At 38.9% G+C, this 22,552-nt stretch carries 19 protein-coding genes; 9 read left to right on the forward strand and 10 right to left on the reverse strand.

Annotation, left to right across the window (positions count from 1 at the left end; translation table 11 throughout):
- Positions 1-44: 44 nt before the first annotated feature.
- The 4 genes from N824_RS11050 to N824_RS11065 form a co-directional block, all read right to left on the reverse strand.
- Entirely contained in the window at positions 45-689 is a 645-nt protein-coding gene (locus N824_RS11050; RefSeq protein ID WP_048905211.1) for an FkbM family methyltransferase, read from the reverse strand.
- Positions 690-797: 108 nt separating this feature from the next.
- Positions 798-1,049, reverse strand: coding sequence for a hypothetical protein (locus N824_RS11055; RefSeq protein ID WP_048905212.1), 252 nt, complete (start codon positions 1,047-1,049; stop codon positions 798-800).
- Positions 1,046-2,386 (reverse strand): PepSY domain-containing protein, encoded by a 1,341-nt coding sequence (locus N824_RS11060; RefSeq protein WP_048905213.1) that lies wholly within the window; start codon positions 2,384-2,386, stop codon positions 1,046-1,048. Before N824_RS11060 ends, N824_RS11055 begins: the two co-directional genes overlap by 4 nt.
- Positions 2,386-4,824, reverse strand: coding sequence for a TonB-dependent receptor (locus N824_RS11065; RefSeq protein ID WP_048905214.1), 2,439 nt, complete (start codon positions 4,822-4,824; stop codon positions 2,386-2,388). The genes N824_RS11060 and N824_RS11065 overlap by 1 nt, the downstream gene beginning before the upstream one ends.
- Positions 4,825-5,082: 258 nt before the next feature.
- On the opposite strand from N824_RS11065, the gene katG reads away from it, so the two are divergent.
- Positions 5,083-7,359: a catalase/peroxidase HPI gene (gene katG / locus N824_RS11070; protein ID WP_048905215.1), complete on the forward strand. Its 2,277-nt coding sequence runs from the start codon at positions 5,083-5,085 to the stop codon at positions 7,357-7,359.
- Between the two features lie 95 nt (positions 7,360-7,454).
- Here the strand turns inward: katG and N824_RS11075 are convergent, their stop codons facing one another.
- A complete protein-coding gene (locus tag N824_RS11075) occupies positions 7,455-8,156 on the reverse strand; it encodes a hypothetical protein (RefSeq protein ID WP_048905216.1) in 702 nt (233 codons plus the stop codon).
- 244 nt (positions 8,157-8,400) lie between these two features.
- On the opposite strand from N824_RS11075, the gene N824_RS11080 reads away from it, so the two are divergent.
- Positions 8,401-9,330, forward strand: coding sequence for an SRPBCC domain-containing protein (locus N824_RS11080; RefSeq protein WP_048905217.1), 930 nt, complete (start codon positions 8,401-8,403; stop codon positions 9,328-9,330).
- A 54-nt stretch (positions 9,331-9,384) separates the two neighbouring features.
- Here N824_RS11080 and N824_RS11085 read toward each other — a convergent pair whose 3' ends face one another.
- On the reverse strand, positions 9,385-11,850 hold the full coding sequence (locus tag N824_RS11085) for a glutaminase family protein (RefSeq protein ID WP_048905218.1): 2,466 nt from the start codon (positions 11,848-11,850) through the stop codon (positions 9,385-9,387).
- Positions 11,851-12,067: 217 nt separating this feature from the next.
- On the opposite strand from N824_RS11085, the gene N824_RS11090 reads away from it, so the two are divergent.
- The 3 genes from N824_RS11090 to N824_RS11100 all read left to right on the forward strand — a co-directional run bounded on the left by N824_RS11090 (position 12,068) and on the right by N824_RS11100 (position 16,668).
- On the forward strand, positions 12,068-12,652 hold the full coding sequence (locus tag N824_RS11090; protein WP_048905219.1) for an RNA polymerase sigma factor: 585 nt from the start codon (positions 12,068-12,070) through the stop codon (positions 12,650-12,652).
- Between the two features lie 83 nt (positions 12,653-12,735).
- Positions 12,736-13,722 carry a FecR family protein gene (locus N824_RS11095; RefSeq protein WP_048905220.1) on the forward strand — a complete coding sequence of 329 codons (987 nt, stop codon included), beginning with the start codon at positions 12,736-12,738 and terminating at the stop codon, positions 13,720-13,722.
- A gap of 171 nt (positions 13,723-13,893) precedes the next feature.
- On the forward strand, positions 13,894-16,668 hold the full coding sequence (locus N824_RS11100; protein ID WP_048905221.1) for an outer membrane beta-barrel family protein: 2,775 nt from the start codon (positions 13,894-13,896) through the stop codon (positions 16,666-16,668).
- 47 nt (positions 16,669-16,715) lie between these two features.
- Here the strand turns inward: N824_RS11100 and N824_RS11105 are convergent, their stop codons facing one another.
- The gene (locus N824_RS11105) at positions 16,716-17,093 is read right to left on the reverse strand and encodes a helix-turn-helix domain-containing protein (RefSeq protein ID WP_048905222.1); all 378 of its coding nucleotides are present in this window, start codon (positions 17,091-17,093) and stop codon (positions 16,716-16,718) included.
- Between the two features lie 74 nt (positions 17,094-17,167).
- On the opposite strand from N824_RS11105, the gene N824_RS11110 reads away from it, so the two are divergent.
- The gene (locus tag N824_RS11110; RefSeq protein ID WP_048905223.1) at positions 17,168-18,595 is read left to right on the forward strand and encodes an MFS transporter; all 1,428 of its coding nucleotides are present in this window, start codon (positions 17,168-17,170) and stop codon (positions 18,593-18,595) included.
- On the opposite strand, the gene N824_RS11115 is transcribed toward N824_RS11110, so the two are convergent.
- Positions 18,588-19,007: an SRPBCC domain-containing protein gene (locus tag N824_RS11115; RefSeq protein WP_048905224.1), complete on the reverse strand. Its 420-nt coding sequence runs from the start codon at positions 19,005-19,007 to the stop codon at positions 18,588-18,590. The two genes, N824_RS11110 and N824_RS11115, sit on opposite strands and share 8 nt — an antisense overlap.
- Before the next feature lie 88 nt (positions 19,008-19,095).
- On the opposite strand from N824_RS11115, the gene N824_RS11120 reads away from it, so the two are divergent.
- From N824_RS11120 to N824_RS11130, 3 genes are read left to right on the forward strand one after another with little or no spacing between them, the layout of a single operon-like run.
- A complete protein-coding gene (locus tag N824_RS11120; RefSeq protein ID WP_048905225.1) occupies positions 19,096-19,575 on the forward strand; it encodes a YdeI/OmpD-associated family protein in 480 nt (159 codons plus the stop codon).
- A 12-nt stretch (positions 19,576-19,587) separates the two neighbouring features.
- Complete coding sequence (locus tag N824_RS11125) at positions 19,588-19,980, forward strand: thioesterase family protein (RefSeq protein WP_048905226.1); 393 nt, start codon at positions 19,588-19,590, stop codon at positions 19,978-19,980.
- Positions 19,981-19,993: 13 nt separating this feature from the next.
- Positions 19,994-20,356, forward strand: a complete 363-nt coding sequence (locus N824_RS11130) for a putative immunity protein (RefSeq protein WP_048905227.1) — start codon at positions 19,994-19,996, stop codon at positions 20,354-20,356.
- A gap of 29 nt (positions 20,357-20,385) precedes the next feature.
- Here N824_RS11130 and N824_RS11135 read toward each other — a convergent pair whose 3' ends face one another.
- Both N824_RS11135 and N824_RS11140 read right to left on the reverse strand, forming a co-directional pair.
- Positions 20,386-21,570, reverse strand: a complete 1,185-nt coding sequence (locus N824_RS11135; RefSeq protein WP_152542177.1) for an acyltransferase — start codon at positions 21,568-21,570, stop codon at positions 20,386-20,388.
- Between the two features lie 71 nt (positions 21,571-21,641).
- Positions 21,642-22,550, reverse strand: a complete 909-nt coding sequence (locus tag N824_RS11140) for a LytTR family DNA-binding domain-containing protein (protein ID WP_048905229.1) — start codon at positions 22,548-22,550, stop codon at positions 21,642-21,644.
- Positions 22,551-22,552: the final 2 nt, after the last annotated feature.

Below are 22,552 nucleotides of genomic sequence, written 5' to 3' on the forward strand. Positions count from 1 at the left end.
TTTTTATCTTAAATTAGTGTGGAAAAGATCAATGCTATTTAGCATTAGATCCCAAGGCAATTGTTTTGTCTATAAAAAACAGAAGTACACTTAGATATGATTACTCCGGGTGCAATTCCGGAAAATGGAATATGCTTAAATCCGTTTTTGATTAAAAAGGAAACCCCCTCTGCATATTGATCTCTTTCTGAATCATCTAATACTACCACACCTTCTTCTGTTAAAGATTGGATAGCTTGTTTACAGCAATTTACCCTATCCCTTCCGTCAACAATGATGACATCAAATTTCTTTCCGGTTTTAGCTGCACTCCTGCAGTAATCTCCATCGGGAACAAGGTCACAAAAAATCAGATGGACATTATCAAGTTTGGAGGCTTTATTTGTTTTAAACCATATTTTATCGTGTTCAACAGAATAAACTTCTCCGGCTAAATCGGCATAAAAGAATGTCGAATTACCCGAACCAAATTCAAATACACGTTGCTGTTTATTCAGGCGTTCTTTGATAAAATCGATGAAAGAATAGGTCACCCAGGCAATAGGTTTTCCAGTCTCATCGATAGCAGACTTTGTTTTATACGCATCAAACCACCCTCTATCAGCAAGATAGCCTTTGAAACCCAGGGACAATAATACCTTTAGTTTGTTGGGCTGGAATAGGGTAAATGGAGATATTTTATTTTTCATAGGGGGCACAGATTGCAATATCGCGCAATATACATAAATTGTAACGACTGCAATTATCCTTTATTACTGTATCACATACAGAATGAGGTTCTAGTATACATGTTCAATTTACGCAGGCAGAAAGATTAATGCACCTAATACCAGTATGCTGTATGAAATTATTCCTCCCAGCAGCAAATACTTGTTGGCGCGTAAAATTCCAATTATTAAGCTGATGATACAAATAGCTGTTGCCCATAAGGTATAGTTGTAATCTCCTTTTGCCAGTAAATAAATGAGGTGAACAAGGGCTATATTTCCAGCTATTAATGCTGTGGGGATCAGTTTGTGCTGGATTAAGGAAAAAGCTTTCATATTCATATGATGCTGGCTTTTGGTTTCATTTTTTTAAGGATATAGTTAATAATGGCATAAATGGTGAATATGGCCAATGTACCATTTACAATGATTGCAGCAATAAAGGAAGCCTGACGATAGCCGACAAGTATGCTGATCATAGCAATAATGATAAGGATCAATAAAATCAGAATAGAATAAATGAAAGTAATTTTTAAAGGGCTGATGGCTCTTTTTTTCTTCTTATCTGTGCGATATAAGTATACTACAAAACCGCTAATTGACAAAAAAGCACTTGTAAGGCCGAGGACGGCATACAATATTTTTAAACCTAAACCGCCAAAATCACCAAAATGAAGAGCCTCTTGTACCGAATAAAATTTATCCCGGAATGATGCTCTGCTAATGTCGCATTTGAATAAAGGTTTATATGTAGTCTTAGAAATAACAAGTGAATTTATGTTTCTTTCGTAAATCTGGCCGTCAACACTTCCATGAATTTCTATGGTAGCTGTTCCGTCCTCAGAAGCACGCACATAACCAGGTCTAAGATCTGGGAATTCTTGTTTTGCCACCTTAAATATTGTATCCCAATGTACCGCAATGACTGCATCTTCTTTCTTATCCATGATTACCTCAGCCTTAAAATCATTAGGAGCTTCAATGTTAAACCATTGCATCAGTTTAGGCTGTAGGCCTAGCCAGGCACCGGAACATGCAATTACAAAATTGAAAGCCAATGCACTTATACCTAGTATTTTATGCCAGTCGGCCAATAAAATACGCAAATTCTTCTTTCGGATTTTTGGATAAGGTTGCTTTTTCATGAAGTTTCCATAGATCAGAAAGCCCGTAATGGTAACTATTATAAAGGCTACTCCGGCCAAACCCACCAGTTGCCGACCCCAAAAACCTTCATACAAACGGACATGCATTTGCCTCAGGTAATTGGCTAACGAATTTTGCCGGTCGCGACTGCCCAGGATTTTGTCCTGCACTGGATCTACAAACAGAGAATAGGACTGGCTTGATTGTTTGTCTTTGCCTTTTACAGCAAAACTGAAAGTAGCGATGCCTCCTGGCTTGTCGGGCATTTCGATCAGTAAACCACTCATCTTGGGATATTGCTTTTTAGCTTCGGCAAAAGAGTTATCAATTTTCGGTAGCGCAGGTGTTGCTTGAGATGCGGTATAAACCGAATAATAACGCCTTTGGACCCAGCCATCGATTTCAGGGATGAATACCGCGACTGCACCGGTAAAGCAAAGAATACCAATTACAATGCCGGTGTACAAGCCCGCCCAATGGTGGATTTTCCAGAGCAAATTGTGCCCTTTTTTATCGTTATTATTCGGTTTCATTAGAATGTATAACCAATTCCAATCATGAAATTTCTTGGTGCACCCGGATACAATCTATTAAAATCATATCCGCCCACCCAGTGGGTTTTGTTGAACACGTTGTTCAGGTTACCTGAAATTTTGAACTTATCGATACTATAATATAGGGCAGCGCTGAACAGCGTATATTCAGGAAGCTCCAATGCCGTATTCAAAGTATTTCTTTTGCCCGTGTAGTTTACGCCAGCACCAATACCAAGACCTTTTAGGTCAGGATTCAGGAATGTGTATTTTGCCCATAAACCGCCTTGTGCCTTTGGGGCGTTGGCATTCAACAAACCTACATTTTCAGGCTTGTCGCTTTTGGTAGTTTCAGCTCTGCTAACTGCAAAGTTTGCGGTAACACTAAAGTTTGGCATAATGGCTCCATTGATGTCAATTTCAATACCCTTAGCGCGTTGCTGGCCTTCTTGTCTGAGTTCTTCGGTATTTCCTGGGTTACCTGCATTGATCAATACATTGTTCTGCTCTATGCGATAAAACGAAAGATTGGCAGAAAGTCGTTTTTCAAAGAATTCAGTTTTTGCACCCACTTCATACATGTTGCTGATTAGGGGATCAAATGGACCGCCGAATCTAGCCGGATCTCCAATCTGAGCAACACTTTGCGGCTGATAACCTTCAGCATAAGTACCATATAAACTTACCTGATCGAAAGGCGTATAGACCAAACCAACTCTAGGTATGAGCGCCTTTTGCTCTACCTTTTTCTCATCCGATTTTTTATATTTGTTGATATCTGTGTAGTATTCTTGTCTTAGGGCCAACAAAGCCTGGAATTTGCCAAAGCTTATCTGATCCTGGATATAAATTCCATGAACATAATATTTGGCAGGATCAGTTTGTGAAGAGGCATTGATGTAGCCGGAAATTTCAGAAATGGAATAATCAGGATTTACGAGGTCAAAATGAGGAACATTGGGCACCGGATTACCATCTTTTATCACAAAAAGTTCAGGTGTGTTTTTGTTATAATTACCCACTGTACCATCCAGTTTACGATATCCTGTTGCATTATAGTTAGAATTACCTATAGGTGATTCATTTTGGATATAATCGTATCCAGTAACTACTTTATGTTTTAAAGGCCCTGTATTGAAGTCTGTAACAAAATATGAGGTAATGTTATCGCTATAATTTTTTCCTTGTCTGCGGATGGTCTGCATTTCCATCTTTGTAGGGATTGAAACTCCGGCAGCATCTACTGCATACCTGTTTGAAGTGCGGTGCTCAAGTAAGTCCTCATCATACATAAATTTCATATAAGAGGCATTGAAAGTCACGTTTTTGGTGATTTTTCTTTGTAGTGATGTGGTAACGTACAAATTTGTTTCATTCTCGAAATCATTTCTTTTTCCAAGAGCAAAAGAAATAGGGGTAGAGTTAAGGTCAGTTCCTGCAGTAGCGCCAAATATAGGCTGACCGCGGTCTAAGCGACTTTTGGTTTTAGAATATACAAAATCAAAGTTCACCTGCGTTTTATCATCAGGGATGAATGAAATGGAAGGTGCAATAACAATATCCTCACCACCTTGTAATACCCGGAACGACTCTGCGTTTTGGTAAGCAAGGTTCAGGCGGTAAAGTAAAGTCTTGGTATCATTCATAGGGCCTGTAAAATCTGCCATCAGCCTGTTGGTATTGTAACTTCCTGTAGAGAAATTGATTGATTTTCTAGCTTCGTCAAGAGGCTTTTTTGTCACGGTGTTCACTGTGCCTCCTGGGTCTGTGTTTGCAAATAAGGCAGAAGCCGGGCCTTTGATTACCTCTATCCGTTCTACGTTTGGAAGCAAGGGCTGGCTCCAGCTGCTGGTAGGGGTTCTCAGCCCATTAATTAATGCATTGCTTGATCTGAATCCCCTTAAAGAGATATCGTTGTTGTAGTAAGAAAAGTGAGTAGCACCGCTGATGTTTTTAATTACATCACTTGCTTTAAAAGCCTGCTGATCGTCTATAACCTCTTTAGTGACGTAACTGATTGCCTGTGGTACATACCGTAGGGGAGTTTCCGTTTTTGTTCCCGAAAAAGATTTGGTATTCTTATATGCCTGTTCTTTCCTTCCGGTTATCTCTACACCTTGCAATTCGTTGTCTTTATTTTCCAATTGGATGGTCAATTGTGTTTTTCCATTTTGAAGGTTAAATCTTGTGCTCTGTGTTTCATAACCAATATAAGAAGCAATAAAGCTGTAGGAGCCGGGTGTAAGATTAGAAAACTCGAAAAGACCATCCTGATCAGTGATCTGAATTATGTTCTTTTCTACCAATTTAACGGTGGCTCCGGGAATGGGCTTGTTGGATTTGTCAGTTATTTTGCCATTTATATTCAGCTGGGCTGATGCTACCTGAGCGACTAGCGACAAACAAATAAAATAGAGCGCAGCGTAAAGTATCTTCATGTAAGACTTATTTAGATTAATTAAAAATAAAGGCCAAATATAAGAAGAGTTTTAATATTAGCAACATTGAATGTGTTACATTTTAAACAGTTTTAGAGTGGCTTAGTCCTTAAGGAATTATAGATTTATACTTGCCAAAATAGATTTTGCCTATCGAAATATAGAATTAAATGATTGTGATTATTAGTCCTAATATCATAAATTTATAAATAGTCAGAACACGACTTGCAAACAGTTCAATACCATAAATTGATAAAAATGGAAAAAGAATCAAACGATATCAGTAAATGCCCATTCCATAATGGCAGCATGAAACACAATGTTGGCGGTGGCGGCACCAGAAACCGTGACTGGTGGCCCAACCAATTAAAGTTAAGCATCCTGCGTCAGCACTCCTCGTTGTCGAACCCACTGGGCGAAGATTTTGACTATACAGAGGCGTTTAAAAGCCTTGATCTGGAAGCAGTAAAAAAAGACCTTCATGCACTTATGACTGACTCCCAGGACTGGTGGCCGGCCGACTTTGGACATTACGGTGGCTTGTTTATTCGCATGGCATGGCATAGTGCCGGTACCTATCGTGTGGGTGATGGCCGTGGTGGTGCAGGTGCTGGGCAGCAACGTTTTGCCCCGCTTAATAGTTGGCCTGATAATGTGAGTCTTGATAAGGCACGTAGATTACTTTGGCCTATTAAACAAAAATATGGTAATAAGATTTCATGGGCCGATTTGATGATTCTTACCGGAAATATAGCACTTGAATCAATGGGCTTTAAAACATTTGGTTTTGCCGGTGGGCGTCCAGACGTATGGGAACCAGATGAGGATGTGTATTGGGGTTCTGAGACCACATGGCTTGGTGGTGACCTGCGTTATGCGCATGGATCAGAAGGTGTTGAAGAGAACCACGGAGTCGTGGTGTCTGACGACAATGCAGACGGTAAAATCCACTCGCGCAATCTGGAGAAACCATTGGCCGCTGTACAGATGGGACTTATCTACGTAAACCCGGAAGGACCTGATGGTAATCCGGACCCTATTGCCGCGGCTAAAGACATCCGCGATACTTTTGGTCGTATGGCAATGAACGATGAAGAAACGGTTGCGCTGATTGCAGGAGGACATAGTTTTGGAAAAACTCATGGTGCGGCCCCCGCTACCAATGTAGGCAAAGAACCTGAAGCCGTTGACTTGGATATGCAGGGTCTTGGCTGGAGCAACAGTTATGGCTCAGGTAAAGGTGCTGATGCTATTACAAGTGGGCTTGAAGTAATCTGGACAACAACACCAACTCAATGGAGCAATAATTTCTTTGAAAACCTGCTTGGTTTTGAATGGCAACTTACTAAAAGTCCAGCTGGTGCACACCAGTGGGTAGCTAAAGATGCCGGAGATATTATTCCGGATGCATTTGATAGTTCAAAAAAACATGCACCTAGCATGCTTACAACTGATCTTGCCTTGAGGTTTGATCCTGCCTACGAAAAAATATCGAGACGTTTTCTGGAAAACCCGGATGAATTTGCGGATGCTTTTGCCCGTGCTTGGTTCAAATTAACACACCGTGATATGGGACCACGTGCACGGTACCTTGGACCGGATGTGCCTACAGAAGAATTGATTTGGCAAGATCCCATTCCTGGAGTTGACCATAAGCTAATAGACGAGAATGATATTACCGCATTGAAGGCAAAGGTATTGGAATCGGGATTGAGTATATCAGAACTGGTTTCTACAGCATGGGCTTCAGCTTCCACTTTCCGTGGTTCAGACAAACGGGGTGGTGCTAATGGTGCTCGTATTCGCCTGGCCCCTCAAAAATACTGGCAGGTGAATAATCCATCGCAGTTACAAAAGGTGCTCGAGAAGTTAGAAAATATTCAAAACGATTTTAATAGTGCACAGTCGGGCGGTAAAAAAGTTTCTTTAGCAGATTTGATCGTATTGGCAGGTGGTGCAGGTATTGAAAAAGCAGCGAAGGATGCAGGACACAGCATTACGGTGCCTTTTGCATCTGGCCGTGCAGATGCTTCACAGGAACAAACTGATGTGGAATCTGTGGGTTATCTGGAGCCAATTGCTGATGGTTTCCGCAATTATCGTAAATCAAAAATTCCTGTATCTACTGAAGAGTTATTGATAGATAAAGCTCATTTGCTGACTCTTTCTGCGCCTGAGTTGACAGTCTTAGTAGGAGGGTTGCGTGCATTGAATATAAATTTTGATGGTTCAAAACATGGTATTTTTACTTCTCGTGCGGGACAGCTTACTAACGATTTCTTTGTAAATCTGCTGGATATGAGAACGTCATGGAAAGCTGTATCTCAAGATAGAGAACTATATGAAGGTAGTGATCGTACTACTGGTGAGATAAAGTGGACCGCAACTCGTGCAGATCTTGTGTTTGGCTCTAACTCAGAATTGAGGGCTATTGCTGAAGTATATGGAAGTGCGGATGCTCAAAGTAAGTTTGTGAAAGACTTTGTAGCGGCCTGGAGTAAAGTAATGAATTTAGATAGGTTTGATTTATTGTAATTAGATCACTCTTTTAGATACGATTTTAATGAGCACCGCGCACAATAGGACCACTGTTGTGTGCGGTGCCTTTTTTATATGATACGAGTTTCATATTAGTTACTTTTCAAAGAAGGTGAAACTCTTTTTTCTGGTGGTAATGCTTTAAATTCTTTATATGCAGCCATTAGATAAAACTTCATATCCTCATCATCCATCTTGTCTAGTTTTTTGATTGTTGGCCTGTACAATACCATAAAATAATCCAGTTCAGCTCCAGAGAGCGGAGTTAATGTTTTAACTACCTTTTCATTAAAACGCTGATCGATCTTGCGCTCTGTTTTCTCACGTTCCAGTTTCCTTTTAAACCGTCTGGCAAATTTTCCTTCACGACCAAAATACCTAGATGGAGAGAAAATGAATGGTTGGTTCTTTGCCAGTTTAATTGCCTTTGCTTTTCGATATACATCTGCATATTGTATTTCAGGATTAAATGCCTCAGCTTTGATTTCTACAGTATTAAGAAATCTATTGTTTAGTGTCATATACTTGCGTATAGGCTTTGCATTTATCAAAAACAGGGTGTCGGAAAAGTAACCAGGCTGATTAAAAATTAATATTTGATTAGGAATAGCTCTAATATTAAACTCGCCTTTGGCATTAGTGATTACCTTTTCTTTGGAAGTAGCATTCGTTACTTCTACGTTTTCTAACGTGAGGCGTGAATCTCTGTCAACCACTGTACCAGTAACAACTTGAGATGAAACCTGTTGGATCAGAAAGAATTGTAAAACCAAAACGAGAGCTGTTAAACGCATATCTAAAGTTATGCAATTATGATGGTTTACTTTTCGAATCCATTGAGCGTCAGGTGTTAAATAGTGTTAAAGTCGATTGATATAATCGGTAACTTCAAAAACTATTAACAACATTGTCTAAATCAACCCCTAAGAAAGTCTATTATACACCTCTTATCGATCTGTGTTTGTCTGTAATTTTGAGTTAGAAAGCATCTGGCAAATGATGCAGGAATATATTTTTTAAATAATAATTCTTACGACTATGAAAAATGAAGATTTCACAACAACGATTTTAGTTGCTGCCACAGCATCGGATGTTTTTAGTGCTATTAATAATGTACGTGGCTGGTGGTCTGAAAATATTGACGGAGACACAGACAAACTTAATAGTGGGTTTTTATATCATTATCAGGATGTCCATCGCGCCAAAATGCAGATTACTGAACTTGTGCCAAACAAAAAAGTGGTTTGGCATGTGCTTGATAACTATTTTAAATTTACTAAAGATGAGACTGAATGGAAAGATACTAATGTAGTCTTTGAAATCTCTGAGAAAGATGGTAAAACACAATTGAAATTTACACACCATGGTTTGGTGCCAGATTATGAGTGTTTTAATGTCTGCCACGATGCATGGACACATTATATACAAGATAGTTTGAAAAATCTTATTTTAACAGGTAAAGGTGATGCAACACCTAAAGATGTAGAAGAAGGGACTCTTAAAACGCAGTTGCCAGATAATGAGCTTTCAAGAGAACAAACAAAAAGTATTTATCACAAACTGCTTATTGAAGCACCGGTAGAAAAGGTTTATAGTGCTTTAACCACCCAAAAAGGCCTGGCTGGCTGGTGGACACCTGATACAATTGCAAAACCCGAAGTAGGGAGTGTTGCAAGGTTTGCTTTTGGACCGAGCTATTTTAAAGAAATGAAGATTACTGAACTTAGACCATACAGTAGCATAAAATGGCTTTGCCTTAAAGCATATGAAGAGTGGGTAGGCACCACGATTACTTTTGAATTGGAACCACATCGTAAAGGATCTTCGCTATCTTTTCATCATGATGGATGGGCCGCATATACACCAGAATTTGCCGGTTGCAGTTTTGACTGGGCGCTTTTTCTGAGGAGTTTGAAATTGCTTTGTGAAACTGGCAAAGGAATGCCATATCCGGATTTTAATAAGTAAAAATCATTGAAAATTCTGTGCCAGTAACGGCACAGAATTTCAGCAAAAGCCGATTTATTTTCCTTTCAGTTTGTCTGAAAAAAGTTTCATATAAAATCCACCAACCACACTTCTTGCTTTAAAGTTGTCGCGGATACCGGTATTGGAGTCATAAAAGTCGTTCAAGGGAACGCGCGATTCTGTTTCGATAGCGTGTCTGTAAACCGGTTTTACCAATGCTTCAAATTCCTTCTCCGTTGAAGCAAAAGTCGCTGTCCATAAGATCCAGTCATTTTTAGTATATGCCTTTCTGCTGTCCAACGGTAAACCGAATTTGTTTTGCTTTGTCAGGTAATACTTAATTTCGGTATCATAAACCTTCTGCGGAAATAAGTTCAGACCCAAAACTTTATCCCATACCAGGTTATACTTCTGGCTCCAGGTGTTTTTGTTATCAAAAGTCAAGGCATAATGGTCGCCCGCGTCAGCCATTTCTATCCATTTAGGTACCATGCTTTCGGCAATTGCTCTGTATTTGGTAGCGGTTTCAGTAAAGCCTAATGTTTCAGCCATTTGTGCATAGCTGGCAATACCTACAATTGCTTTTACTGATAAGTTCGCATTTCTTGCCAGGTGGCCTGCAAAATCATCCGTACACAACTGCGTTTTAGGATCCAATCCTTCTTTGGTCAGGTAATCTGCCCAAGTGGTCAGGGTTTTCCAATGCTTTTTTGCATAGTTTGCATTACCCTGAGCCTTGGCAATGGCTGCCGTAAGGATAATCATATTGCCCGATTCTTCAACTGGCATTGGCTCCCCGTAAGTCTGGCCGTTAGCCAATGGGTATGTACCCAAATCGTGTGCGGCCCATGGGTGAGGATATTTGCCGCTTTCGCTGAAATAAAATATACCGTTCAACATACCTTGTAGTAAAGCAGGATTGTAAATCAGGTAGAGCGGGGCAGAAGGGTAAGTTACGTCAACAGTATTGATGAATCCACCACTATTATTTTCTTTAGATAACCATAAGATTTCGCCCTCAGGACTTTTTACCAAGGTATGGGCTGCGATACTCTGACGATAGCCAAGTATGCACAAGTGTGCATATTCCTTACCACCAGATTTAAGTGCATCAGCATATACTTCTTTGTTAAAAGTCTCACATTTTTGCATTACCACTTTGTACTGATTAGCTGCATCGGTCAGTTGACCTTCCATAGTTTCTTTTCCAGAAGTGTTCCACCACGGTCTCAGGTTTCTCTTGAAATATTGAATTGCATAAACCTCGTCGTAACCCAGCTCAACAAAGCGCTCTACCTGTGTTTGACCAACAGTTCCAAAAGGAACGACAGTGTTTAGGGCAAGAGATTTGCCTCGTGAGGCAGTAGAAGTTGAAGACCCGTTTCTGAATGCATCAGCTGCAGAACTGCTGTTGGTGATAAACTGTACCGCATTGCTAGACTTAGGAGCAGCTACGTAGAAATAACCCCAATCGATGCGCATATCATCAGCACCTTTTTGCAGAACTGGTTGTTCTACCGTACCCGCTTTTAGGATTGATAATTTAGCTGTTGAGTATTTTTTAGCAGTTACTTCCTGTGAAGGTCTATATACTGCGATGTTTGAAGAAGCACTCAGTAAAACCTTCACTGCGTGAGTTTTTTTGTCGTTGGCCTGTACATTGTATGTGATGTAAGAAACCGGACGTGACAGTAATCCCAAATCATTCATCAGTAGGGGCGAAGTAAAGGTGACTTTAAGATCAACCTTGCCGCAAGTAAAATCATAGATCGTTTGAGTAGCAGTGACCTCTACATTTTTCTGTTTTGCCAATTGAATCTTGGCCGCGTTGTCCTTCACTTTATCGGCCAAACCAAAGTCCAGATATCTGCCTCCGGCCGAGTTGGCCAGGTGGATGGCGATGACATTCTGGCCGGCCTTTAGGTCGCTTTTATCTAGTGGGAAATATTGGAACGTATTAGTCCATCCTTCTTTTTGATAGACCTTTTTACCGTTCAGATATACTTCAATGTTGTCATCATGGTTCATTTTTAACAACAGCTCATTGATGCTGGTAGGATGGGTAATATTAAACGACCTTCTTACCCAAATGTCATTAGATTTCCAAAGCGTTTTTACTTGTTTGGCGTCATCTCCAATAGGAGCCGAACCCGTCTTCCAATCAGGTGCAGCATATGCAGCCGACTTCCAGTCGCCCTGAGGCGCCGTTTCCGTATACTTTACTGAATAAGGAGTTTCGTCAGAAGTACCGAGTATTGTTTTATAGTTTGCCTCTTCTTTACCGAGGAAGCGATAGATATTACCGTCTACATTGATCAAGCCCAGGAGCGAGTGATCTGCACCTGTCCAGTGAGTGGTAGTAGATGCATTGAGTTGATCGGTATTTGACCAGATACTGAAATTAGGATTGTGCGTGATTAACGGGTAGGATGGTGCCTTCCTATCCTGGGCGTTGGTTTGGCCTATTGCGAAAAAGCAAGCCAGTAAGCCCAGGACCCTTAATTTGTTGGATTTGTTCATTTTTGTGTATATAGTTGATTTTGTATTATTAATTTGGATTGTAAAATTAAGTTATTGAAGTTTATTGAGACTGCGCATCTGTATCAAGTTTTCGCGTATGCGTCTCAATCTTGGTAAAATAGAACAAAATTGACTCCTAGCTGGTACATAGATAAATGTGGTTGCAAGGAATCACTATTTCCTGTAGCTTCGCCAATAATAAGTTACTCTAAAATAAATGCCGGTATACAATTCATTAAGCAATCTTCAACTGGTCGATCTTTTAAAAAAGGATGATGAAGCCGCTTTTACTGAGATTTATTCCCGTTATGCAGAGAACTTAGCCAGGTTTGCCAGTTCTAAATTATATAGCCTTGAAGATTCACGCGATATCATTCACGATCTATTTGTGAAATTTTGGGAGGAAAGGAAATCCTTAAAAATAGATCGAAATTTAGAGGCTTACTTATTTACAATGGTTCGTTATCGCATCATTGATAAGATCAGAAAGAACATTACTCATGAAGATTACATGGGAATGGTGCTGTCTTTACAGACAAGTTTAAGGTCAGAAATTGAACAGCAAATAGCACTAAAAGAATTAAAACAGACTATTGGGAAATCTCTAGAAAAATTATCTCCAAGAGTACAAGAGATTTACCATTTAAGCCGTGAGGAAAACTTAAGCATTTCTGAAATAGCAAATAAATTACAGCTTTCTGAACAAACAGTAAAAAATCAGCTAACTTCTGCATTGAAGCACTTGCGCCAGTCGTTAACAGTATGTTCTGTCTCTGCTTTAGTATTTTGGTATTTATATTAGCCCTTCTATAATAAGAAAAAAATATTTCATTTTCTTATAGTACCAAACTGTGGTTCATACGACTATTGTCAAAATCCGATAAAATGAACCGTAATAAGATCGAAGCTTTATTAGACCGTTATCTAAAAAAGGAAACATCAGCTGAAGAAAATCATCTGATTGAAAAGTGGCTGGACGAAAATGGAAATGTTAATTCTGAGTGGGGGCAGTTAAATCGTTCAGGTAAAGATCAATGGCTGTCTGATGTTTTTTTAGAGATTAAGGGCACTATTAGGGCGAATGAACTTAAAGTAGTACCGGTGGGATCACAAAAATACCTATGGTACAAAATTGCAGGTGTGGCGGCCGTGTTAATTATGGTTTTTGGCCTCTACTTAAGCTGGCCACTATTAGAAAAGAGCATGCTGTCGCAAGATTTGGCCTCACTGTCCATTCCTGATCATGAAAAAAAACAGATTACCCTCGCTGATGGTACCCAGGTTTGGTTAAATGCCGGTTCTGAATTAAAATATCCTAACGAATTTAATGGAAAAACAAGAGAGATTTATCTTTCGGGTGAAGCCTATTTTGATGTCAAACATGATGCTGCCAAACCTTTTCTCATTCATACAGGAAAAGTACTTACCACAGTATTGGGAACTGCCTTTAATATTAAAGAAGATCAAAGCAAGCATACGCTGGAAGTTACGGTAACCAGGGGTAAAGTGAGTGTAGCAGACGACGGTAAGGTTTTAAGCATTCTTACCAGCAATCAGCAGGTAAGTGTTGATATGATAAGCAGAAAACCTATCGAAAAAACAATAGATGCTCAAACGGTTATAGCCTGGAGGGATGAGAATATACTTTTTGATGATATTACGCTTTCAGATGCTGCGATACAGCTTGAACAGCATTTTCATGTAAAGATTACTTTTAATAATGACAAGTTAAAAAAATGTCGATTTAGCGGTGCAACACTGAAAGGAGATCAACTGAACAAAATTTTAGACGTGATCACTGACTTTAATAATGCAACCTGGGAAACCAAATCGAGTGGACACATCGTCATCTATGGCGAAGGTTGTAATTAATAATACCTAAAAAATTTAAGATGAATAACGACTAAGTTTTATATACGCTGAATATGCCTCAAGGAAGTAGTGTCAGCAAAATAACCTGTAAACCGACGGCCATCGGTCTACAGGAATCCCGGAGTGTCCGGGGCTTTAAATAATTGGAATCACTTAAAACATTTTAAAATTATGAAAAATTCTGCAACAATGTGGAATATGGAGGTGGCATGTGCTTATCTCATTGGTATAACATTAAGTAAACAATTTATAATCTGGTTGATGCGTGTAAGTATTGTCATATTTCTTTTCTTCTTAATTTCATTGCAGTTCCTCATGGCTGTACCGGTAAACGGTCAGAAAATGAGCGATTACAAAGTGACGATTAAGCTGGAAGATGAAAGTTTATTAGCCGGTTTAAAAAAAATTGAGGCACAAACGAATTTCCGATTCTATTATAGGAAATCGGAAATAAAGGAAATCACAGACCTCAATATTGCATTTAGTACAAGAACGGTAGAAAACACATTATATGAACTGTTAAAAAACACGGATTTCTCTTTCCGACAGGTCAATAATAATATTCTACTGGAAAGGCGCAGACAAGAAACCGGGTATACTGTAAGGGGGAGGGTAATAGGTTCCGACCACAAACCAGTTGAATTGGCTACTATCCAAATTATGAAGGTTACTAATCAAAGTATCGTTTCTACAGCACTAGCAGACACCGGTGGTCGATTTAGCCTAAAGGTTTATGAACAAGGAGACTACTTGCTTAAGATATCGTCAGTGGAAACAGACAGCTTAATGCAGAAAGTCACTATAGGGAACACAGAGGTACTTGAAGTGCCGGATATTGTTCTTAATAAATCGGCCATACAATTAAAAGATGTTACCATTACCACTACAAGGCAACTAATCAGTCGCTCTCTCGATAAATTGATCCTAAATGTAGAGGGTAGTATCTATGAAAAGGGTGAAGATGCGCTAAAATTATTTAACGTAATACCCGGTGTTTATGTAAGTGGAAAAGAAATTGTGTTCAGGGGTTCTGAAGGTGTGACTGTATATATCGACAATAGGAAAGTCTTGCTATCGGGAGACCAGTTGTTATCTTATCTGCGGTCTATTCCTTCTGAATCCATCAAATCTTACGAGTTGAAAGCAGTTCCGGGGGCAGAAAATGATGCGCAAAATGGCGGGGTAATTATAAATATTGTTTTAAAATCTGAGTACAAATACGGGCTTAGCGGTAATGTAAGCAGCGGATACTGGTATAATAAATACGACAACACAAAAGCCACAACATTTTTAAATTACCGTGCAGGTAAATTTAATTTTCAGGCGAGTTTTAATTATTACTGGACTCCGGCTTTTTATGAGGATAACATTAATCAGCAGTTCAAATCAACAGGCATTATTAGCAAGCAAACCGAAAAGTATGATGAACGCTATCATAACATAGGCTATAATGGTAGTGTAGATTATAAACTGAATTCTCAACAAACAGTCGGTGTCAGTTACAATATGTTTACCAATCCTGGTAGTGTCAGTAGTATATATGAAACAGATATTGATTATCTGGCCAATATAAAGGCAAGTACTGCCGACTCTTCTTTGCACACAAAAAAAAGCACTACCTTTCGTTATGTTAACCAAATGGCTAACGCATTTTACCGGAATAAACTGGACACAATTGGTAGTAAACTGGATATTGGGTATAGCTATATATCGTATGGCTTAAGAGACCCTTCCGCTTTAGAAACTCAATTTTTAAACGGAAATGGGGCAGAATCCCATCCTCGTGATAGCTTATTCACCAAGACGATTGGCAAATCGAAGGTGCATGTAGCCAATATAGATCTAGAAAAACATCTCTTTAAATCATTTATATTTAATACAGGAAGTAAATTTACTGCATCCAATACGGATTATTCAATGGATTATCGAAATGGCCTGAATGACCAGTCTCCATTAGATCCCTTAAAGTCCAACAGGTTTTTGTATAGTGAATATATTCTGGCCTTCTACGGCACGCTTGCCAAGTCTTTTAAACAATGGGATTTCAAAGTTGGAATAAGGACTGAACAAACTAATTACCGTGGCAAATCAGTTACTACTAAACAAACTATCGGACGTAACCAGTGGAACTTTTTTCCATCAGCTTTTTTAAATAGGAAATTTGGAGAAAATCATTCACTTACGCTATCTTATAACAGAACAATAGATCGCCCTGGATTCAGACAATTGAATCCTTTTGTAACCTATATAAGTCTCAATAGCATCCAGGAAGGAAATCCTAACTTACGACCTTACTTCAGCAATAATTTACAATTGGAATATTTGTTAAACAGGAAATACAGTTTAACTGTTGGGTATCAAAATACAAATAATGCCATTACTGAGAATCTCACTAATATTGGGGATGTCATCATTTCAAGGGACGAAAATATCGCCAACAACAAAAATGTTTTCACCTCTTTATACATTCCGATAAAGTTAACCAATTGGTGGGAAATTAATACGAATGTCACGCTGAGATATCGGACGATAGATATTCATGGCACTGCGGCCTTAAACAGGTCTAAATTTACACAATACCTTAGGACTGCCAGTAAGTTTAATTTGCCGAGAAAGTACTTTGTTGAGGTTTCAGGATTTTATAAAAGCAGTGATTTCTATGGTATTTATGACCAACAAAGAGTTGGGAAACTGGACATAAACATAAAGAAGAGCTTTCTTAATGATAGACTAACCTCGAGTTTTGAATTGCAGGATCCTTTTCATTTATATAAACCGCGATATGAAATTAATACTGCGGAATTTATCAGAAATGTTCTAAGGAACAGACTTGATTTTGTGAGGTATATTGGCGTTTTCTTCACCTATAATTTCTCAAGTGGGAAAAAACAAGACAATAAGGAAAACGTGGACGCTGCAGGAAATGAAGCGAGGGGACGTTTGTAACCTCACCTGGTCATCCTCTCTTTACCTCGAGAGGATGACCTTGCCTTTTAGAGGACACCCTCTTTATCGTGAAGGCAATAGGTATTTCCCCATTGGTTTAACAACTCAATAATCGGAACCAGGGTTAAGCCGAGTTCGGTCAATTTATATTCAACTCTTGGTGGAGATTCTGCATAAACCGTCCGTAAAATGATGCCATCACGCTCCAGTTCGCGCAATTGTGCGGTAAGCGTAGCCTGGGTAATATCAGGCATCTTCTTTTTAAGTGCCCCAAAACGCTTTGGACATTCCAATAAAATAGCATTCAGGATCAGTAGCTTCCATTTGCCACCAATAATACGAAGCACTTTTGTCATAGGGCAGTTATATTCGCCGGTTTCCTCTTTTACAAATGGCTGTAAATCAATATTCGTATCTTTTTTCATACCTGGTATCTTTTTTTAAACTACTTGTGTGGCTGTCGCAAAGACTTCAATTTTGCTGGCTAATTTAACCAAAAATGAGCAGACAAATTTCAAAATGGTTTCTATTGACAATTATATCATCTTCTATTTTTTTAGCTGTTATTGATATTTTTATTGTTAATGTAGCCCTACCTTCTATACGCAAAGGCATTAATGGTTCTGATGGTGATATCCAGCTCGTTATTGCCTTATATCTGCTTGGCTATGCAGCCTTTCTCATTACCGGAGGTAGGGCGGGTGACCAATTTGGGAAGAAAAAGGTTTTTTTAATTGGAATGATTGCTTTTACCGTTGCCTCTGCCTTTTGTGGTATTTCTCAAACCGCTTTTCAGTTAAATCTAGCCCGTTTGCTGCAGGGCATCAGTGCAGGTTTTATGATTCCCCAAGGTATCTCCTATATCCAGGTGCTTTTTCCAGATCCTGTGGAACGTATAAAAGCTATTAGTATTTATGGAAGTATTGCCGGCTCAGCGTCTGTTATCGGACAATTTTTAGGTGGTCTATTGCCCGATCTGCATTTCATTGTGGCAGGCTGGCGCCTTATTTTCCTAATCAATGTTCCATTGGGGCTAGCTTCAGTTGTGCTTGCAGTAAAATTCCTACCCAGCAGGAACAGTCAGACCAAAGAGAAATTCGATTACTCAGGTGTGCTACTTCTTACATTAACTTTAATGGCTTTAATTTATCCCTTGATCCGCGGCAGGGAGCTAGGGTGGCCACTTTGGAGCCTGCTTTGTGTCGGAGGATCTGTGCCATTGCTTCTTTGGTTTGTCTATGATCAGAAACAAAAACTCAAACGAGGAGGATACCCCCTCATCGACATGAAACTGTTCGCCTTCAAAGATTTTAACATAGCACTTTGGGCTGTATTGTTTTATTTTATGGTACAGGATTCTTATTTTCTGCTCAATGTGATCCTGTTACAAACTGGATTTGGAATTGGTTCTACAGAAGCGGGTCTGTTCTTTGTATTGCAGGGACTTGGTTTCGTGGTCGCATCGCTGATCTCAATCCGTTTGGTACCCCGATATGGGAAAAAAGTATTGCAGGGTGGAATACTGATCATGATTATTGCCAGCGCATTGCATATCGCTGTATTCAATTCAGTCCACATTAACCGGTTTATTGCTTATCCTGTTCTGTTTATTTATGGGCTTGGTTGTGGTTCGGTGCTTCCATCATTGCTGACAATGGCATTAAAAAGCATACCTACGAAATTTGCAGGTGCTGCTTCGGGTACTTATGCAACTTTTCAGCAAACCGCTATTGCACTCGGTATTGGAATTATTGGCGGCCTATTCTTTTCTCTGGCAGGAGAAAATCCATCCGCTGCTACTTATTTAAAAGCTTATCAGACCGCCATGTCCGTCAATATGTTCTTACTTGTTTTAGTAGGTTTGTTTTTAGTACTACTGCCCGAAAAGAAAGTCGTTACTGATGACAGTACTGAAGTTTTTATTTAATCTTTAGATCGCTGGGAGACTCTGCCACTTTTTTCAGTTCTTGCAGAGCCGCCTCCCAGCCGCTAACTGCATCACCAAACTCCGCATCTGTCAATTCCTCAAATAATTCTTCAGTAGCGTAGAGTATAGTATGGTCATGTTTAAACATAGTGGTATAACTGATTACAGAGGAAAGTTCCTGCATATCCTTGCCAGTAAATAGTTCATGTTTAAGATATTCACCAGGCCTGTAGTCAAGCAGTCTGCCGTAAGTGATCTGGATTCCGGAAAGATTTTGCCATCCAAAAAAAGAATCCGGATTCCAGTCAGTTTTATATATTCCGCCCAGCTTTCGGGTAATCAATGGATTCGTAAATACCTTCCATATTTTATCCGGGGTAGTGTTGATCAGGACAGATTTTTCTATGCGCATCAGTTTTAAAATAAAGGTAATATTCTAAATCAAGTTTAGTTATTTTTACAACAAATCAAAACGATGGTCATTAGATTTTTTTTATAAAATGTCAAAAGCACCGCTCATTGAAGGAACATTTCTACTGGAGAAAATACCGGGTAAAGGTGGTTGGACTTATTTGAGGCTGCCTGGAGTTAGCTCGGATTATAGAGGTAAATTTGGAACTGTGAAGGTGAGTGGCACTATTGATGATTATGAATTGATCAATTATGGATTGATGCCTATCAGAGATGGTGGACTGTTCCTTCCAATAAAAGCAGAGATCAGGAAAAAGACAGGAAAAAAAGAAGGTGATAAAGTATTCGTGCTATTATACGCAGATGCTGAAGACATGCCTATGGCAATGCCCGAAGATCTTTTAGTATGCCTACAGGATGAACCTGAGGCTTATCAAACTTACCAGAGCTACACTGAAACTGAACGCAAAGCTTTTCTGGATTGGATCGGAGAGGCAAACCAGGACGAAGTACGGGTACGGCGCATTGCCCAAACCATCGATTTGCTGCTAAGCAAACAAAAAAGGTAATTTAATAGGGATATGAAAGACTATATTTTTGAAATTCAACTAAAAGTAAGGGACTATGAATGTGACATACAAGGCGTAGTAAATAACGCAATTTACCAGAATTATTTGGAGCATGCAAGGCATGAGTATCTTCATTCTAAGGCAATTTCGTTTAAGGAGCTTACAGAACAAGGCATTTTGCTAATGGTGTCCAGAATAGAAATGGATTTTAAGAATTCACTGACTTCAGAAGATATTTTTTCTGTGAAACTGTGGATTGAAAGGCAAGGAGTGAAAATGGTCTTCTTTGAGGATATCTACCGGCTGTCAGACAATGCATTGTGTCTTAAGGCTAGAGTGGAGGCAATAGCAAAGATAGATGGTAAGCTTACACGTGGGGAGATCTTTGAAACTTTAAATTTTTAAAAAACAGGGAATAATGAATAAACATCAGACTTTGACCGCTTGGGCCGCCGATTGTGCTGAACGTGTGCTATTTGTTTTTGAAGAGGCCAGTCCTTTTGACAAAAGACCACGTGAGGCGGTCGCTGCCGCCCGTTCATGGATCCGCGGAGAACTCAAAATGACTGAAGCAAGAAAATTCGCCTTTGCTGCACATGCGGCAGCGAGAGAGGTGATTGACATCCAGGCTATAGCTGCTGCCAGATCTGCTGGGCACGCAGCCGCTACCACTCATGTGCCTGCTCATGCTAAATATGCCGCATCATATGCACTTAAGGCAGTAAAAGATATTGAGGATGAAAAGGAATGGCAACAGAAATATTTTCCTGGTGGTTGCTGATGGTCTGAGAAATATAAAACTGATAACCATTAAATGATTTTCTTAACCCCTGGAATTAGTAAAATAAGTAATCCAAGTACAAAACTGCCCAATACTATTAATGGTGCTACAACCAGAAGTTTTATTGCAGGATCAATGGCCCAATTTCTTGCTGCCAGCGTAAAGCCGACAACTACTAGCGGATGAAAAATATACACGGCAAAACTACTCCGTGATAGTTTAGCAAGCATTGCAGAAGAAGTGTTCCAACTTCTTTTTCCTTTAATCAATAATGCTGTTAGGATAGAAATGCCAATCCATTGTTCCCATACAGCATATAATAAACCCTGCCAATGAAGACCACCGGAAAACCATAGAGAAGGTGTATCTAGTTTAAATTTGATAATAAAAAATACTGGATAAAACAATAAACACAGCCATGCTGATATTTTGAGTTGTTTGCCTGTTTTATCAGAAAGTCCATAAAGCCAGTTGTGTTTGGCGGCCAACAATCCAACAATGAATAATGCAATATATTGTGAAAAGTGCCCCAATTGAAATCCGATTGGTTCAAGAACCCATCCTACAGGAAATATGATTCTGACTAAAAAGCTAATAATTCCTAGTGCTGCAGCAAACAATAATATGGTAACTGAGTTTGGCGCTGCAAGATTTTTTTTGAAACTAATTATAAATATTTTTTTTGTTGCCACATAAATTAGGGTAAAAAGGAGTAATGCTGCCACAAACCATGTAACGCCTAATTCGATCCAGTGATCATATCCACTTAGATATTCAAAATAGGTAGTATGATGCTCGTTTGCAAAATAGTAAACAAGATAGCTGATGAATGGTGAAAGAATAAAGGAATAGAATAATATAGGTATTCCTAACCTGACAAGACGGTCTTTAATAAATTTTGATGTCCCTTTTCTAGAATAAGAAGAATAGGTAAAATAGGCTGCTAACATGAAGAAATAACCCATAAAAAAGGACTGGTTTAAGCTTACAAACATTATCATAGGAATACGTGCTCCTATAACAGTAGTTTGTTCGTTATAATACCAGCCATCAGAAGAACTATAAGCAATAAAAGTGTGATGAAGCACAACTAATATTGTTAATAGCATTTTAATATTCTCTATGTATAATAATTTGTTTGATGAACCAGGATCCTGATTCAAAGTGACAGGTACAGTTGACATAATAAATTGGTTTAGTGTTATTGATGACAAACGTACAACAAGAAAAAACAGTTAAAGGAAGGTATGTTGCAAGTAACTAGCTTTTGTGATGAGCAACAAGTTTAGGCGATATATTTGTTGCGAAGCTGCTGATAATAGTTGTTGAAACTTTCGATTTGTTTTCTGGAAACAGGAACCTTCATCGTAGTTTCATGAAAAGTCAATAGGTAGCCCTGGGAGTTTCCTGATACTTTTTGAACCTTAAACATATTTACTAAATAGGCTCTGTGGCACCTGAAAAAGTGCGGGTAATCCGCTATTTGAGCTTCAAACTGCGTTAAAGAAATTCTCTTTACCTCTGTAGTAATTTGATTGCCGTTTGATTTCGTCAATTCAATATAGTTTCCATCTGCTTTTACAAATAACAATTGATCTATATCCAGACTAAAATCATCTTGTTTAACCTGAGTATTCACATAAAGTTTTGATGCAACTTCTGTTGTTTTTGATTCAATATTCAGCTGAATAAATTGCAACACAAACGGTGAGCCTTTTTTCGATTCAAAATAGAAGCTGGATAATCTTAGGAAGAAATAGAAAAATATGCCGGCAACAAAACAGTTTCTGATTTCTTCCCATAGATAATGCCACGACCAGTTGTTTGTATTGTTGTAGATCAGGTCACGCATAAAGAAGCTTGATAACCCTGCTAAAAGAAGGATGAATCCAATCTGTAAATATTCCTCAAGCAACGTCCAATTTTCAGACTGATATTTTCTTTTTCTAATATAATTGAGCCCTTCAAAATAAATCAAAAGGATTAATGCGGGTGATAATGCGTGGAGAAAACAAATAAAAAAATAATGCATTCTCAATTCTGGATCATAGACTCCAAAAGGTTTAAATAATAAAAGGAATATCAGGATAACAGCAAAAACAATACCTGCACTTTTGAGTAAATTTTCGGATTGATATCTGGTTGGATATTCAATATTATTAATCAAATGGGCCTTATTGATGTAAAATCTCATTC

The organism is Pedobacter sp. V48, from assembly GCF_000523515.1.
Taxonomy (GTDB): Bacteria; Bacteroidota; Bacteroidia; order Sphingobacteriales; family Sphingobacteriaceae; genus Pedobacter.